This is a genomic window from Paractinoplanes atraurantiacus (assembly GCF_900215205.1).
In the GTDB taxonomy this organism is placed as follows: domain Bacteria; phylum Actinomycetota; class Actinomycetes; order Mycobacteriales; family Micromonosporaceae; genus Actinoplanes; species Actinoplanes atraurantiacus.
Genome location: NZ_OBDY01000019.1, coordinates 42,842 through 58,649 on the forward strand (window position 1 = coordinate 42,842; position 15,808 = coordinate 58,649).

The 15,808-nt window shown below is 65.3% G+C and carries 16 protein-coding genes and 1 tRNA gene; 8 read left to right on the top strand and 9 right to left on the bottom strand.

Annotation, left to right across the window (positions count from 1 at the left end):
- Positions 1–129: 129 nt before the first annotated feature.
- Positions 130–318, top strand: a complete 189-nt coding sequence (locus CRP55_RS32875; RefSeq protein WP_218854757.1) for a helix-turn-helix transcriptional regulator — start codon at positions 130–132, stop codon at positions 316–318.
- Positions 315–1,703: a tyrosine-type recombinase/integrase gene (locus CRP55_RS32880; protein ID WP_097325274.1), complete on the top strand. Its 1,389-nt coding sequence runs from the start codon at positions 315–317 to the stop codon at positions 1,701–1,703. Before CRP55_RS32875 ends, CRP55_RS32880 begins: the two co-directional genes overlap by 4 nt.
- Positions 1,704–2,026: 323 nt before the next feature.
- Here CRP55_RS32880 and CRP55_RS32885 read toward each other — a convergent pair whose 3' ends face one another.
- The 7 genes from CRP55_RS32885 to CRP55_RS32915 all read right to left on the bottom strand — a co-directional run bounded on the left by CRP55_RS32885 (position 2,027) and on the right by CRP55_RS32915 (position 7,036).
- Positions 2,027–2,782 (bottom strand): hypothetical protein, encoded by a 756-nt coding sequence (locus CRP55_RS32885; RefSeq protein WP_097325276.1) that lies wholly within the window; start codon positions 2,780–2,782, stop codon positions 2,027–2,029.
- 22 nt (positions 2,783–2,804) lie between these two features.
- Positions 2,805–4,685 (bottom strand): glycosyltransferase family 4 protein, encoded by a 1,881-nt coding sequence (locus CRP55_RS32890; RefSeq protein ID WP_097325277.1) that lies wholly within the window; start codon positions 4,683–4,685, stop codon positions 2,805–2,807.
- Positions 4,686–4,953: 268 nt separating this feature from the next.
- On the bottom strand, positions 4,954–5,223 hold the full coding sequence (locus CRP55_RS32895; protein WP_097325279.1) for a hypothetical protein: 270 nt from the start codon (positions 5,221–5,223) through the stop codon (positions 4,954–4,956).
- Positions 5,220–5,960: a hypothetical protein gene (locus CRP55_RS32900; RefSeq protein WP_097325281.1), complete on the bottom strand. Its 741-nt coding sequence runs from the start codon at positions 5,958–5,960 to the stop codon at positions 5,220–5,222. The genes CRP55_RS32895 and CRP55_RS32900 overlap by 4 nt, the downstream gene beginning before the upstream one ends.
- Positions 5,961–5,962: 2 nt before the next feature.
- The gene (locus CRP55_RS32905) at positions 5,963–6,301 is read right to left on the bottom strand and encodes a type VII secretion target (RefSeq protein ID WP_097325282.1); all 339 of its coding nucleotides are present in this window, start codon (positions 6,299–6,301) and stop codon (positions 5,963–5,965) included.
- Positions 6,302–6,341: 40 nt separating this feature from the next.
- Positions 6,342–6,632 carry a hypothetical protein gene (locus CRP55_RS32910; protein ID WP_097325283.1) on the bottom strand — a complete coding sequence of 97 codons (291 nt, stop codon included), beginning with the start codon at positions 6,630–6,632 and terminating at the stop codon, positions 6,342–6,344.
- 319 nt (positions 6,633–6,951) lie between these two features.
- Positions 6,952–7,036 (bottom strand) — tRNA-Ser (locus CRP55_RS32915).
- Between the two features lie 218 nt (positions 7,037–7,254).
- Here CRP55_RS32915 and CRP55_RS32920 point away from each other — a divergent pair.
- From CRP55_RS32920 to CRP55_RS32945, 5 genes are all read left to right on the top strand, one after another.
- Positions 7,255–9,099 (top strand): ricin-type beta-trefoil lectin domain protein, encoded by a 1,845-nt coding sequence (locus tag CRP55_RS32920; protein ID WP_097325285.1) that lies wholly within the window; start codon positions 7,255–7,257, stop codon positions 9,097–9,099.
- Between the two features lie 34 nt (positions 9,100–9,133).
- The gene (locus tag CRP55_RS32925) at positions 9,134–10,096 is read left to right on the top strand and encodes an NAD(P)H-quinone oxidoreductase (protein ID WP_097325288.1); all 963 of its coding nucleotides are present in this window, start codon (positions 9,134–9,136) and stop codon (positions 10,094–10,096) included.
- Between the two features lie 145 nt (positions 10,097–10,241).
- Positions 10,242–10,856, top strand: a complete 615-nt coding sequence (locus tag CRP55_RS32930) for a DUF4352 domain-containing protein (RefSeq protein WP_179855431.1) — start codon at positions 10,242–10,244, stop codon at positions 10,854–10,856.
- Positions 10,857–11,402: 546 nt separating this feature from the next.
- Positions 11,403–12,323 carry a C40 family peptidase gene (locus CRP55_RS55085; protein ID WP_245923533.1) on the top strand — a complete coding sequence of 307 codons (921 nt, stop codon included), beginning with the start codon at positions 11,403–11,405 and terminating at the stop codon, positions 12,321–12,323.
- Positions 12,324–12,349: 26 nt separating this feature from the next.
- Positions 12,350–12,997: a GNAT family N-acetyltransferase gene (locus CRP55_RS32945; protein ID WP_097325293.1), complete on the top strand. Its 648-nt coding sequence runs from the start codon at positions 12,350–12,352 to the stop codon at positions 12,995–12,997.
- Here the strand turns inward: CRP55_RS32945 and CRP55_RS32950 are convergent.
- A complete protein-coding gene (locus tag CRP55_RS32950; RefSeq protein WP_097325295.1) occupies positions 12,983–14,188 on the bottom strand; it encodes a GAF domain-containing sensor histidine kinase in 1,206 nt (401 codons plus the stop codon). The two genes, CRP55_RS32945 and CRP55_RS32950, sit on opposite strands and share 15 nt — an antisense overlap.
- A 267-nt stretch (positions 14,189–14,455) precedes the next feature.
- Here CRP55_RS32950 and CRP55_RS32955 point away from each other — a divergent pair, with 267 nt between their 5' ends.
- Positions 14,456–14,980 carry a YbhB/YbcL family Raf kinase inhibitor-like protein gene (locus CRP55_RS32955; protein ID WP_097325297.1) on the top strand — a complete coding sequence of 175 codons (525 nt, stop codon included), beginning with the start codon at positions 14,456–14,458 and terminating at the stop codon, positions 14,978–14,980.
- 40 nt (positions 14,981–15,020) lie between these two features.
- Here CRP55_RS32955 and CRP55_RS32960 read toward each other — a convergent pair whose 3' ends face one another.
- The gene (locus CRP55_RS32960; protein ID WP_097325299.1) at positions 15,021–15,737 is read right to left on the bottom strand and encodes a class I SAM-dependent methyltransferase; all 717 of its coding nucleotides are present in this window, start codon (positions 15,735–15,737) and stop codon (positions 15,021–15,023) included.
- Positions 15,738–15,808: the final 71 nt, after the last annotated feature.

Below are 15,808 nucleotides of genomic sequence, written 5' to 3' on the forward strand. Positions count from 1 at the left end.
CCACCGAGGTTCTGTCAGTTCTGTCGGTTCCGTCAGCGGCTCATCGAATCGCATGTCCCCTCGCTCGATCGGCTCCACAAGGGCGATCAGCGTGCCACCGCCTGTCACCGCCAGGGAGGGCCGGAACCCGTGGCCAGCGACTTTCTCACCCTCGATGAATTCCTAGAGCAGATGGCCGTACCTCGATCGACGTTCTTCCGATGGAAGGCGATCGGTCTCGCACCGCGCCACTACAAGATGCCCAACCGCCAGATCCGCATCCGACGCACCGAGTTCGAGTCCTGGCTGTCCGACCGAGAGGAGCCGCAGGCCGCATGAGCACCTATGACGTCAAGGTCTGGAGCATCCAGGAGCACCGCGGCAAGGATCGGAAGACCGGCAAGCCGAAGACCACGTACCGAGTGCGATGGGTCGTGGCGGGGAAGGTCTTCAGTGATCGCTTCGAAACCAAGGCGCTCGCGGAGAGCCATCGTTCGAAGCTGATAACTGCGCAGCGGGAAGGCATCGCCTTCGACGAGGAGACCGGTCTTCCCGAGCCGATGGCGCGGGCACTCAAGACCCGTTCCTGGTACGACCACGCCGTTGCCTTCGTTGATATGAAGTGGCCACGCGCAGCCGGAAAGCACCGAATGAGCATCGCCGAGGCGCTCTCCAACGTAACGTTGGCGCTGCTCAAGAACACACGCGGCGCTCCGCCCGATGACCGGATCCGGAAGGCGCTCTACACCTGGTCGTTCAACAAGGCACGTCGTGACGCCGGACCACCGCCAGACGCCCTCGCGTCAACCATACGTTGGGTAGCGGCCAACACGGTCACCCTCAACGACCTAGAGGATGCTGCACTGATCCGCAAGGCCCTCGATTTGCTCTCGCTGAGGCTCGACGGCAAGCAGGCCGCGGCAACCACAATCGCCCGGAAGCGGGCCGTCTTCTACGGCGCACTTCGGTATGCGGTAGAGCTGCGGCTCGTCCCCGCGCATCCGATGGACCATGTCCAGTGGGTAACTCCGAAGTCCGTCGAGGAGGTGGACCGTCGCTCAGTAATCAACCCCCAGCAGGCGCTCGACCTGCTTGCCGTGGTGGCGGACAAGCATCAGCGCCTGGTCGCGTTCTTCGCCTGCCTCTACTACGCGGCGATGCGGCCGGCTGAGGCTCTGCATCTGCGCATCGAGGATTGTGATCTACCAGAGGAGGGCTGGGGAATGCTCCGACTGGCCGGCTCAACTCAGCACGTCGGGCAGGGCTGGGGCGACGACAGCGAGGCAGTGCGTGAAGACCGGGAACTGAAACACCGGGCGAAAACGGCCGTCCGTCCGGTACCCGCCGCGCCACCACTCGTGAGGGCGCTTCGCTGGCATATCGCCGCCTACGGGCACGCGCCCGACGGTCGACTGTTCGTCACCCAAGGGCACGGCCATGGTTCCGTGTCAAAAGAGACGTACTCGCGTGTCTGGAGACACGCGAGGCGGGATGGTCTCTCCGCGGCGCAGTCCAAGTCGCCGTTGGCTAAACGACCGTACGACCTGCGCCATGCCGCCGTCTCTCTTTGGCTTAACGAGGGTGTGCCTGCTACTCAGGTCGCCGAGTGGGCGGGACACAGCGTCAACGTGCTGCTTAAGGTCTACGCAAAGTGCATCGATGGCCAAGATGAGGCTGCGCGCCGACGAATTGAAGTGGCACTAGGTGAGACCGGCATAACATAACATGACTTCAGCTTGGTTGCGAAAGGAGTGCCTCCGGTGAGCGCTGAAAGGGTTCTTCTATAAGCTCCCGCCGGAGGTGCTATGTAGCGTTCGCCCGCTATTAGTAGGACACAGAATCCCTCAGCTACACGGCTTGTTCAAGCGTCCGACACAATGACATATAAGGTCTTCCGGGCCTTCCTTCGTCGATACTTCCCGTTCCCTCGCTTCGGATCAGCTTACGAGTCGTGGGTCAGCGCACCGTTCACAACGGCGAAGCCGGGTAAGCTTGGGTAAACCTCGTCCGAGATGGACCCAGCCGCAGGACGGGCCTTGCCGACGACCTAGCCTCGCGAATCGTCCGGCGCCTTCGCTCCCGCGTGCCCCTCTAACGTTGGGGGTACATTGAACGCCGATCCAGTGATGTCTTCGACGAGTCGCACGAAGTGCGGACCGTATACTTCCCTGCCGTACATTCCGAGCACGAAGCAGAAGCTTCTCTCGTTGCCGTACGCGCGAGAAAGGGCGGTCTTCTTCCGTACCAGATACCGCGCCGCGGCTTCATTAGCTAACGCTGTCTGACCTAGGATAAGAAAGATCGGTCGCTTCGCTCCATCGATGACGATACGGGCTATGAGGGCGTACTCAGATTCACCGCGCACCCGCCGGAAATCCTTCCCTCCGACCCTAATCGTGAGCCCTTCCGGATCTTCCTCGAAGGTGCTCTGAGTGACGCCGGGCATGTGCCATCGCAAGTGAGCAGCAGTCCGCAGGTTGGACATCGGGCCGCCAATGCAGAACTCGACCTCGTCGCCAATCCCGGGCACGTCCTCGTGGTGCATGTAGAAGCGAGGAGTGACGTCGCAAGACTTCAGCAAGACGGCAAGCTCGACCATGGCCGAGACGTCGGACTTCTCGATGGAGTTGGCCCATTCTGAGCGGGCCTGTTTGGAGACAATAAGCAGCGCGCTTGATCCCGCCTGGAGACCGAAGAACCCCTCCACGCGTGCCCGTTTGCGGCGCCTTAAGAGAAGTTGGGAGACCCACACTGTGAAGCCGGCGATCGCGCTAGCGAGCAAGTTTATGGCGAGGTCGGACATGCGATCTCCATTCAGGCGCCTATTACAGCGACGCGCAGTCGTGGAGCGTATGGTATCCGACCCCACAGAGCAGTTTCTGAACCGAGTCATTCCAGGTTATGTTGGCGAGAACTTCGTTACGGACGTGAGCAGCGCGTAGAAACGCCGACGAAGGATCGCTCAGCGTCTCATACAGCGCCTGCCCCCAGATCTCTGCGTTTACTGCAGTGTCTCCACGAACTGGGAGAATCTCTCTCGGTATTACCCGCTCTCCGTCCGGAACCTTCTCTATTAGCAGCCGAGCCAGTCCGCTATCTTGACTAATCAATACAGGGACGCCAGCAGCGATTGCCTCGTACGCCGCAAGGCCAAAACCTTCGTGCCGAGACGGCATAATCACGACGCGGGACTGCCAGAGATCGAGCTTAATTGTATTCTCGTCCGACCTATAGGGACGAAGAAGTATCTGCACGTGCGGTGAGGCAATCGCGTCCAAACGACGTTTCACCGCATCCGCTTTGGCATCTGGAACACCTCTGACAATCAAGAGTGGCGAATCAACTGCGTTAGCAGGAAACCTATTAATCGCATCAAGCATCGCCTCGACTGCAATATCGATTCCCTTGGATTCTATATCCTCTGCTCGTGCGATCAGGAGCACCTGCCGCCTGGGCGGCACATCGGTGGGATCGACCACATCGCCCCAATCCCGCAAACCAGGGAGAAAGTTTACTACTTCCGGCCGAGGCGCCGGCCACCCCCGCATCGCATGAGTAATTGACTCAGCCAGAAGCGGACCGACTCCCGCAACTAAACTGGCAGAGACCGCCAGTTCGACCTCGGTTCTTTGCCGATCCTCGACAGTTAACATGCGCGAAGGACCGCCGGCCTGCTCTTTGGCCGACTCAAGCATCTCTGCATCTGTATGCACAAAATGCACTCTTCGAGCGACACGAAAGAAGTTATTCTGAAGTGCGTAAGCGTACGGTCCGAGAATCCTGCCATGACCGACAACAATGTCGGGCTCATACTCGTCGTCCTCAAAACGCGGCCGGGTCAAAAGTATTTCGTTTCCTTTGACACCCGGGATGGAAGGAGGCACCACAAGGGTTACACGCTTTTCCAAAGCCGCATCCCTTTCAGTAGAATCGGCTTCAGGAACTGCAACGTGAACTTCGCAGCCGACGTCCGCGAAGGCAACCGCCAGCTCTCTGTTGAACGTCGATATGCCGCCTTTCCGCGAGTTCCATTCATCCGCAACGAGCAAGATACGCGGCGGTAACCCCTCTCGACTTTTATTTGCATCACTACGCTGCACTTCTTCGGCGGGCGGCCGTTCCAAGTGAGAGATTGCCGCAGCGAAGTCTGGCAGCAATGTCGGGCCGCCGAATCTAGCCTCGAGCGCCCACCATTGAGATCCCCGCACGGCAGAAAGGCCGACTATAATGCGATCATATCCTGCATCGTCACGCCGCTCCGAAAGCAGCGACGCGAGCCTGACGGTTGCGCGATTAAGTACACTATCTCGGTCGAGTCGCTGCTCATTCCAATCGGTCCCACGGTCGCCGACAATGACGATTGCTAGTGCAAGCTGGGCACCATATGGAAGCTCGCGCCTCATCTCCACAGACTGCCCTAGAAGCTCGATAATTCGATTCGACAAATTTTTCGCAAGTAGTCTGTACTGCCAAAGCTTAATCTCGACGGCCAATGGGGGTAACTGATGACCCCTGTCCACCACCACATCCGCTCTGAATTGAGCGGATCGGGAGTTCCGGCTTTCGATCTGAGCGCCGAGCGCGGTTGCGATCTCCGATTCCAAGAACTCCGATCTCCGCTGCAAGCCTGCCCTCAACTGGCGTATGTCGCTTGCAAGCGACTCTTCGTCGTCGGTCGTGGCAATGATCGGCAATGGGTCCGTCATGGGAGAAGCATAGCTGGATCGCCATAAGGTTTTGTAGGTCGAAGTGTCATCGGTCGAAACAGTCCGACGCTCCCTAATTGGAACGCCTCACATCCGTCTTCTCCCGGATTGCCGTAGGCGAGGAACAGGCTCCCTAAGTCATCGCTGCACGTGGCCGTCAAGATGCGAAGATTGACGCTCTTCCGGGAACATCCCGGCACGGGGGAAGCGACAAGGTAGCGTCGAAGTTAAGAGCGTCCAAGTACCTGATCTCCAGCAGCAAACATGGCTACCCCTCGATCTGTGCCCGGTTCTGTTCGATCAGCTCCACCAAGGTGTCATCGCCTTGCTGTTGGCGCCACCTAGTGAAGTTGACCAGCCCTGGGCGAAGGGCGTCGGCGTAGGCGTCGGCTGTGAGTGCCTCGCGCAGGCTGACCTCGCCGTTGAGGACACCTGCGGCCAGCTCGCGGATACGCTCGTCTTCGCTGTTGCGCTGGAGGTGCCTCAGGATCGGGCCAAGGACGGGTTCTTCTGCTGGCGGCTTGTCGTGTTGACTCATGCTGGTCCAGGGTGTGTGTAGGCACGGTCGGGCAGCGGATGCTGCGACAGCGTGCCAGTGTCAGCGGCGAGGGACTGGATTGTGGCGACTGCTCCGCCGATGAGCGCGCTTGCCGTCGCGATGAGCTTGCGGGCGTTGTCGGCCATCTCGGCGATCTTGTAGGCCTCGTACGCCGCGACGCCCCAACCCGTGACGAAGCCGATGCCGGTCTCGATGGTCGCGGTGCCGGCGGACGCTGCCGCGACTCCGATCATGGCGGAGTCGAGCATGTCCTTCATAATCCCGGAGACCGTCTCGGCGATGCGGTACGTGCCTTCGGCGGCCGTCTCGTACTGCGCGGCGAGCTCGTTCAACGGGATCTGCTGACCGCTGACCTTGGAACTCAGCTCAGCGAAGTACATGAAGGCCGCGTCGGCGGCGTTGCCGTGCCAGGTCGCGTCGAGCGCGACGTTGCCGTAGGAGACGTTGACGCCGATGTCCTGCATGGCGTTGGCGAGGTTGCGGTAGGCGCCTGCGCACTGCCAGACCACTTCCCAGTCGCCGGCGACGACGTTGGCGGCTTCACCGACGATGTCGTAGCCGCAGGCCTGCTTAATGAACTCGTTGAGGATGTGCGACGGGCTGAGCCAGTCCAGCGCCGATGCCGGGTTGGAGAACGGTTGGCCGAGGATGCTCTCTGTGCGTTCGGCCGGGTCGGTGAGCTGCCGGGTCGGGTCGGCTACGTCATTGAACGCCATGGCTAGCTGGTCCGAAGGATCGGCCGCTGCACAACGGGATAGCTGTCGTCCAAGCGACCCGCGGTCGTACGGTCGGAAGTTCGGTACTGAGCCGCCGCTTCGCGGACGCCGGCATCGGAGGCGTCGAGCAGCGTGACGAGCCGGTCCAGCATCGAAGCCAGTTGGGCTCGGACGCGGCGGTGCTCGTAAACGAGCGGGTTGATGATTCCGCCGGTGACCGGCTCTAGATCCGGTACCTGTCGGTTGAAGTAGGACGAACACTCTCGCGCGTCACTGGCTGCCCGAGCCAACTGGCTGGCATAGGAGTCGAGGTCTGACGGCTCCACCTGGAACGACGTCATGGAAGGTCTCCTTAAATCGAGGCCGATGCACGAGAGCGCGTCATGTGATGGCTGCGCGAATGCCTATCAACAGCACGTCGCCCAAGAGGATCAGGGCACCGCCGATGGCGAGCATGCGAGAAGACGCTGCTGGCTCGCGCGACGTCATGGAGCGGATGACGAACGCCGCGCCGGCCAGGTTGACCGGGCCACCGATGAACACGGGGATCAACTCGTTGTCCGCTGCGCCGGGGTCAGTCGCGAGCAACGTGAAGCTGAGAACTGGAATGAACGCGAGGAAGAGCAGGCCTAGACCGCTGTACCAGCGCAACTGACGAGTCGCATCGATCATTAAGCGCCGTCTTCCCTTCGCGTCATAGATCTCGCCTGTCCCTAACTCTGTGAGCGCCCCAGAGTAAAAACGGTAATATTCGATGGAAAGTGGCTGAGCGCCTACTTGCTCCGCGCCTACCTATGACGTCGCGCCTCGACTAGAGGCCCTCCCGTCGAGAGCTCCGCCACCCGCGGTTCTCGTGGTCGCACCATGGTCGCGATGAGCGAGATTGACTGGTCCGCGATGAGATCGAATGAGACTCAGCCGACGAATGCCGAACCCCCGTCCGCCCTGCGTTCGCGCAGGTCGGCGGGGGTTCTTGCTGCTCAGGATCGAGCGGAGGGCGTGGGATTCGAACCCACGATGAGTTTCCCCATACCGGTTTTCAAGACCGGCGCCATCGGCCACTAGGCGAGCCCTCCCGATGTTGCTGTCTCAGTTTGCCAGACGGGGTGAGCCGTGTCGGCAGGCACTCGCGAAGCAACTTGTATCAAGGTTGTGAAAATGGCTCTGAACTGGGGAAACCCTGCTCCCTGACGTGGGCGTGACGGTTGACACGGCATCGACGTGGATGTTTATCGTTCACTGTCTTTACTTTTCCCGGCCTTGGCCCCCACCTCCGGCAAGGGAGTCCCCGACCATGTCCAGCAGGAAGATCGGATGGGCCGCCTCGGCGGCCCTGGCCGCGTCGGCGGCCGTGCTGATCGCGCCCCAGGCGTCCTACGCCGCGGGTGAAGCCGTCAATGTCTATCTGACCACCACCAGCGACAGCGGCGGCCGTGTCGTCTCGCGTGGGCTTCAGCAGCAGGCCGCGGTTGCCTTCGGCAGCAGCTCCGGCACCGCCAACCAGACCATCACCGTCAACGAGAACACCACCTACCAGCAGTTCGAAGGGGCCGGAGCTTCTTTCACCGACACCGCCGCCTTCGACATCCGGGGCAGCGGCGCCCTCTCCGCGGCCACCCAGAACGACGTCATGACCAAGCTTTTCAGCCCGACCGCCGGCATCGGGGTCAGCGCCCTGCGCAACGTCATCGGGTCGTCCGATCTGGCCCAGAACAATTTCTCGTACGACACGACGTGCTGCGACCTGAACGACTTCTCGCTGAGTCGTGACGCCGACGTGATGGCCTTGACCAAGCAGGCCGTCGGGCTCAACCCGTCGATGTTCGTCATGGCGTCGCCCTGGTCGGCGCCGCCGTGGATGAAGGACAACAACGCGTACAGCCAAGGCTGGTTGCAGTCGCAGTACTACCCGGCCTACGCGCAGTATTTCGTGAAGTACATCCAGGGCTATCAGTCGCAGGGTGTGCCGATCCGCTATGTCACCGCGCAGAACGAGCCGACCTGCTGCGCCGGCTATCCGTCGATGCAGTGGAACGCGGCCGGCCTCCAGTACTTCTCCAAGACCAACCTGCTTCCGGCGCTTCAGGGGGCCGGGCTGAACACCAAGCTTCTCGTCGGCGACTGGAACTTCGACACCTACGACACGTGGGTGGCTCCTCTGCTCGCCGACACCGCCATCCGCAACCACCCGAACTTCGGTGGTGTGGCCTGGCACGACTACGGCGGCAACCCGTCCACCGCGACCGCCGTGCACAACCAGTATCCGCAGGTCAACGCGTACATGACCGAGCATTCGGGTGGCACCTGGGTGAGCAACCAGCACGCCGAGGACATGGGTGACCTGATCGACTACTTCCGCAACTGGGGCCGTAGCTGGACGAAGTGGTCGATGGCCGTGGACGAGAACATGGGGCCGCACAACGGCGGCTGCGGCACCTGCACCGGCCTGGTCACCGTGCACCGCAACGACGCCCGGCGCGGGCAGGTCGACTACACCATCGAGTACTACACGATGGGTCACCTGACCAAGTTCGTCCGGCCCGGTGCCGTGCGGATCGACTCCTCGGCCAACGGCACCGTCCCGAATGTCGCCTTCCGCAATTCGGACGGCTCGAAGGCGCTGATCGCCTACAACACCAGCGGCAGCACGCAGAGCGTCAAGGTGAACTGGGGCGGGCAGTCCTTTGTCTACAGTCTTCCGGCGCGCACCTCGGCCACCTTCACGTGGAGCGGGACGCAGTCCGGAAGCGGAAGCACCGGCGGAACGATCAAGGGTCTGGGCGGGAAGTGCCTGGACGTGACCGGCAGCTCCACGGCCAACGGCAACCAGCCGCAGATGTGGGACTGCACCGCCGGCAACACCAACCAGCAGTGGACCCGCAACGCCGACGGCACGATCACCGGGCTCGGCAAGTGCCTCGACGTAGCCAACAACTCGACCGCCGACGGCGCCGCCGTTCACCTCTGGGACTGCATCGGCAGCGTCGCGAGTCAGAAGTGGACGGTCACCTCGGGCGGAGACATCGTCAACACCGCCTCGGGCAAGTGCCTCGACGTCAAGGACAACAGCACGGTCAACGGCACAAAACTTCAAATTTGGGCCTGTACGGGCGCCGCGAACCAGAAATGGTCACTCTGAGTTTTCTGTCGTACCCCTCGGGCACGATAGGGGCATGCACGCGATCGTGATCGAGGACAAGAAGCTCGCCCTCCGTGAGGTGCCCGACCCGGTGCCGGCGGAGGGCGAGGTCGTTGTCGACGTCACCGCCGCCGGTGTCAACCGGGCCGACGTCTCCCAGCGCCAGGGCTTTTATCCGCCACCGCCCGGCGCTTCGGCCTATCCGGGTCTCGAGTGCGCCGGCGTGATCAGCGCGATCGGCCCGGGCGTGAGCGGCCATCACGTCGGCGAGCGGGTGAGCGCGCTGCTCTCCGGGGGTGGCTACGCGCAGCGGGTGGCCGTGCCGGCCGGGCAGCTGCTGCCCGTCCCGACCGGTCTCTCGCTGCACGAGGCGGCCGCGCTGCCCGAGGTCAGCTGCACGGTCTGGTCCAACTCGGTCGACCGCGACCGGCTGCGCAAGGGCAAGACCTTCCTCGTGCACGGCGGCGGCAGCGGCATCGGCACGTTCGCCATCCAGCTCGGCCACGCGCTGGGCGCCACGGTGATCACCACCGCCCGCGCGAGCAAGCACGACCGGCTGCGCGAGCTCGGCGCCGACCTGTGCATCGACTACACGACCGACGATTTCGTGTCCGCCACAAAGGACTTCACCGATGGCGCCGGCGTCGACGTGGTGCTCGACATCGTCGGGGCGAAATATCTCGCGCGCAACGTCGAGGCCCTCGCGCCGAACGGCCGGATCACGGTCATCGGCATGCAGGGCGGCCGCAAGGCCGAGCTCGACCTCGGCCTGCTGATGGCCAAGCGCGGCTCGATCTCGTCGACGTCGCTGCGGGCCCGGCCGCTCGCCGACAAGGCCCGCATCGTGTCGGCGGTGGCCCGCGACGTCTGGCCGCTGGTCGAGGCCGGGGCGATCAAGCCGATCATCCACACGACGATGCCGCTCGCCGAGGCGGCCGAGGCGCACAGCCTGATGGAGTCGAGCGACCACCTGGGCAAGATCCTGCTGCTTCCATGATCAAACGTCTCAGGGGCGAAATTACCACCTTCGAGTGACTGATCCGGCGTCTTTATGACAGGTTGGTCCGGATTTGCGGCGTGGTGACGTCGTCACGGGCCGTGGGCGGCACAGCATGAGGGCCGCACTCGACCCGGGAGGTCTCATGACCGACACGCCGCTGCGCCCCGCCCGATTGGCCCCGGCGGGAACAGAGCCGGCCACAAGCAAGCCGGCCGGAACGATGCCGGTGGCGGCGGATCATCCGCCGGCTGGAGCTGGGCCGGGCGGAAGACGCCGATGGCCGTGGCTCGTGGGGGCCGCGGTCGCCGTGATCGCGCTCGGAACGGCGGCATTTGCCGCGACCCGTGACGAGCCGGCGCCCGCGCCGGAGCCGCCGCGCGCCTTCGAAGGCCATTTCCAGCTCACCGTCACCGGTAGCCGCTGCGGGGTGCCCTCGGTCGGCCCGCAGGAGCTTCCGCAGCGCGCCGCCGGCCAGTTCTGCCTGGTCGACGTGGCCGTGCACAACTCGGGAGCCGAGGCCGAACTGCTCGATCCGGGCGCCCAGCGGGCGATCGACTCCCAGGGCGCCGAGCACCCCGTGGCCGATCAGGCGCTGGTCTTCTTGAACGAGCCCCAGCCCACGCTCCTCGAGGAGATCGCGCCCGGCGCCACGGTGAAGGGCGTCCTGCCCTTCGACGTTCCGGCCGGCGTGCAGTTGTCCGAGCTGGTGCTGCACACCGCCATGGACAGCACCGGGGCTCGCGTCCCGGTCAGTTGAAGCAGATCACGGGCATATTTCGGAAATCTAATTCAGTCGATCGACACCTCAAAAGTCCTTTCTTTCCCCGATTGGGCGAGGGTGATTGTGTGAAATCAGCCGCGAAACATTCCTGATGTGTGTTGGCATGATCGACGGAATTAGCGAGATGTCCGGGTTCCCATTGCCGTGCGTCTAACGCACGGTGTCCGGCGCGGCATGCGGTAATGCCACGTCGACAGGGATTCGCGCGAGTGCCCCGGGCCGATTTCGGAGGCAACACTGCATCGTCCGTCCCCGAGCCGGGCCTTGACCGCCGGCGCGTTAGCGCTGGCCGTCATCTCACCGGCCCTAGACCCTGCTGAGCACGTTGCCGAGGCCGCACCGCCCGCCGAGCACGCTGGTTCCGACCAGACCGCCGCCGCATTCGCGGAGACGGAAGCCGCGCGCGTAGCCGCCTCCGAACGTGCCTCAAGGACCCACGAGCGCCGCACAGCCGGGGAACGCCGGCTCGCCGCGGCCCCGCTCGCTCTCCACACGCTCGCCGGCGGCACCCCCCTGCCGGAGATGAGCCCCGAAGCTTACGAGGAGGTCCGCCACGAGGCAGTCCGGACCGCGGTCGCCCTGACCGTGGCCGACGAACGGGAGGCCCTGCGCGGCCCGGCCGCCGAAGCCGCCGCCGAGGCCCGTGAAGTGCTCCGCGAGGGCACCCACCCGCTCCGCGAAGGCCCGCAGTTGCTGCGTGAAGACCTGGGAATGCTGGGCGAAGGCCCCAGACTGCTGGGCGTAGGGGAAGGGCCGGGAATGCCGCGCGGAGGCCGGCAACTGCTGAGCGCGGGAGGCCCCGCGCCGCTGCAGATGGTTCCGCAGGCTCTGGCCGGCATGGCGAAGGCGCTGCCGGTCGCCGCCCGGGAAGTGGCCATGCGGGAAGTGGCCATGCGCCAAGCGGCCGTCCGCAAGGCCGCCCTCCGGGTCCTGGCCGCTCGCAAAGCCGCCGTCAAGGCCGCCGCGCGGGCCGAGCGGGCCGAGCGAATGGCCCGCGCGAAGGCCCGGGAACGGGCTCACAAGCGGGCCGTACGCATGCGGGCGGTCACCCGGGCGGTGATCACCCGCCACACGACAGCCCGGAGGGCCCCGCGCGTCGTCCCCCTCGGCGGCGGCATGACGGCCGTCATCGCCTTCGCCCGCTCCCAGGTGGGCAAGCGCTACGTTCACGGCGGCACCGGCCCGTTCGGCTTCGACTGCTCGGGCTTCACCAAGCGGGCGTACGCCCTGGCCGGCATCCACCTGCCGCACTCGTCCGGCGCGCAGGCGGCCCGGGCCCGCAGCATCTCGACCGGCGAGGCCCGGCCCGGCGACCTGGTCGTCGGCCCGGGGCATGTGGGCATCTACATGGGCCGGGGCATGATGATCGACGCGGGCAACTCCCGTACCGGAGTCGTCTACCGCAAGCTCTATTCGGGCCTGCACGTCGAGCGCTTGAAATAGGGACGGAGGGCTCGCAGAATCAGCCCATGCTGAGCGACCTTTGGCCGCTGTATCGGCTGGTTCTGCGCACTCCCCGGCTGGAATTACGTTTTCCCGGCGAGGACCATCTCGGCGAGCTGGCCCGGCTCGCCGCCGATGGTGTGCACGACCCGGCGGTACAGCCTTTCGCCGCCGCCTGGACCGACGCGCCACCGGCCGAGGTCGCCCGCAGCGTCCTTCAGTGGAACTGGCGGCTGCGGGCCGACTGGAGCCCGGGCAGGTGGGAGCTCGGCCTGGTGGCGATCGCCGACGGCCGGGTCGTCGGCACGCAGGGCATCGGCGCCGACGACTTCGCCGTGCTCCGCGAGGTCGGCACCGGGTCGTGGCTGGGCCGCGCTCATCACGGCCGGGGCTACGGCACCGAGATGCGGGCCGCCGTGCTCGAGCTGGCCTTCGCCGGGCTCGGCGCCGAGTTCGCGACCTCCGAGGCCTTCGCCGACAACCACGCGTCGTACGCGGTCTCGCGCAAGCTGGGTTACGCCGACGACGGCATCGCCCGGCACGCCATCCGCGACCGGGTCACGACCGGCCGGCGGCTGCGCCTCGACCGGGCTTCGTGGGAGGCGGCGCGATCCATCCCCGTACACATGGAAGGTCTTGATCTTTGCCGGGAGATGTTCCTAGGACCGGGGTAGCGTCAGCCGGACCGTGGTGCCGACGCCCGGTTCGCTCTCCAGGTGCACGCTGCCGTGATGGGCGTCGATGATCGACTTGACGATGGCCAGGCCGAGGCCCGGGCCCTGGGCCGCCATCACCTCGGCCGCCTGGCAGCGGTAGAAGCGGTCGAAGACGTGCGGCAGCTCGTCGGCCGCGATGCCCACCCCGTTGTCGGTGATGATCAGCTCGGGCTCGTCGTCGGCGGTGGAGTCGATGGTGATCTCGCCACCGGGGTCGGTGAACTTGATGGCGTTGACCATGAGGTGGTTGAGCGCCTGGGCGATCCGCTTGGCGTCGCCCCGTGCCGGCACCGCCCCCTCGGTCCGGTCGCGCAGCTTGACCTCGCGGTGATCGGCGAGGGGCCGGCACGCCGCCACCGCCTGGTGCGCCAGGTCGGCCAGGTCGATCTCGGCCAGGTCGAGCTGCATCCGCTCGTCGGTGAGCCGCGCGACCAGCAGCAGCTCGTCGATGAGCCGCAGCAGCCGGTCGGAGTTGCGCGACATGACCGACAGGAAGCGGCGGGACGTGTCGGGGTCGAAATCGTCCTCGAGCAGCATCTCCAGATAGCCGCGAATGGTGGACAGAGGTGTCCGCAGCTCGTGGCTGACCGTGGCCAGGAATGAGTCCTTCATCCGGTCGAGCTGGCGCGTCCGGTCGGCGATCTCGCCGGCGTGCCGGGCGTAGCGGCGCAGCTCGAGCTGGACCGCGGCGTGCTTGGCCAGGCTGCGCAGGGCGCGCCGCTGCGACGAGGTGAGCGTGCGGGGCACGTGGTCGACGACGCAGACCGTGCCGACCGAGTACGTGCCGTCGAGCACCACCGGCGCCCCCGCGTAGAACCGCACCCCGCCGGCCTCCTGGAGCACCACCGGGTTGTCGGCGAACCGCGGATCGACGGTGGCGTCGGGCACCTCGAGCAGGTCGTGCCCGTGGATGGTGTGTGAGCAGAACGACAGGTCCCGGTCGGTCTCGTCCAGGTCGAGGCCGACCTTGGCCTTGAACCACTGCCGGTCCCGGTCGACCAGGCTGACCAGTCCCATCGGTGTCCCGCAGATCTCCGACGCGAGCAGGGCGATGTCGTCGAAGTCCTCCTCGGGAGGCGTGTCGAGCACCTGTGCGTCGTGCAGCGCAGCCAGCCGGGCCGGTTCGTTGGCGGGCAGCGGCGCTCTCATGGCCTGATCGTCTCACCTGGGATGCCCGGATAAGGCCGGATAAAGCAGTCGGCATCTGCTCGAGCGAGCAGATGCCGACTTGCTTATCGCCATCGGGCGCGGGGATCTCTGCCGCACACACCCGATCGGATGTCGGAAAGAAGCATCACCCGGCACGCGGGACACGCCGCGCACCCCGTGTGCGTCCGCCCGATCGGGTGACAGCCCGGCGTTTCGGGCTAGTCTGCGAGGGAGAGCAACCCACGTATGGCCGGAGGACGAATCACCATGAGTCTCGACCGCGCCGAAGCCCCGGATCCGTACGATCTGCTGCCCCCGGTCCCGTCCTTCACGGTGACCAGCGCTGATCTCCAGGACGGCCGGCCGCTCGACGAGCTGTTCGCGCACCCCAGCGCGGGCGGCAAGAACGTGTCACCCCAGCTCGCGTGGTCGGGCTTCCCCGACGAGACCCGCGGCTTCGTGGTGACGTGCTTCGACCCGGACGCGCCGACCGGCAGCGGTTTCTGGCACTGGGTCCTGGTCAACCTGCCGGCGACGGTCACCGAGCTGCCGCGCGGCGTCGACCCGCTGCCCGGCGGTGCCTTCTGCGTCCGTAACGACTACGGCGAGCGCAACTACGGCGGTTCCGCCCCGCCGCCCGGCGACCGCCCTCACCGCTACGTCTTCGCGGTGCACGCGATCGACGTGGACAAGCTCGACGTCGGCCCGGACGCGACGCCCGCCTACGTCGGCTTCAACCTGGCGTTCCACACTCTGGCCCGGGCCACGATCCGGCCGATCTTCCAGAGTTAGAGACGAATCTCAGCCGCCGGCTCCGGCCGGCGGCTGACGATCACTTCGAAGGGGTCCGCGCCACCGCGAAGACCGACTGGCCGAACGGCGGCTTCACGACCTGCTCGGCGGCCTTGGTCACCGGGAGCACGAGCGAGTCGTACACCTTGACCATCGGCCCCTCCTTGGGGGCCAGCTTGAAGATGCTGGTCGCGCCGTAGTAGCCGATCAGGCCCAGCGCGTTCGCGTAGTGCATCTTCTCGATCTGCAGACCGGCCTCGGTCATGGCGGCGCGCATGGTCTTCTTCGTGTACCGGCGGATGTGACCGGTCGCGATGTCGACCTGGCTCATCGCGAACATGAAGGCCGGCACGATGATGATGACCCGGCCGCCGGGGCGGACGAGCTCGGACATGCTGCGCAGCGCGCCGACGTGGTCCTCGATGTGCTCGAGCACGTTGTACGACACCGCGGCGCTGTACTCACCGTTGGCGTCGGCCGCGGGCAGCAGCATCTGCCGCACGTCGATGTTGGGGTGATCGGCCATCCGCTCCTTGAGCTGGACGAGCCGGTCGGGGTCGGCTTCGGTCGCCGTGAACCGCGGAAGGTGCTCCGCCCACTCGATCGCGTAGTCGCCGAGGCCGCTGCCGATCTCGATCGGGTTGTCCCCGAGGTACGGAAGAGCGAGCTCGACGAACCACCGGCGGTGGTTCACCGCCGTGGCGAGGCCCTCGAGCACTTCGGACTGGATCCGCTGGTCTCCAGTGATGTCTGCCATATGTAAGGTTCCCTCGTCTTGCCGATCGAAGCTGACAGCGGGACCGGAAGAGTTAACCATCTTCGGTTCAC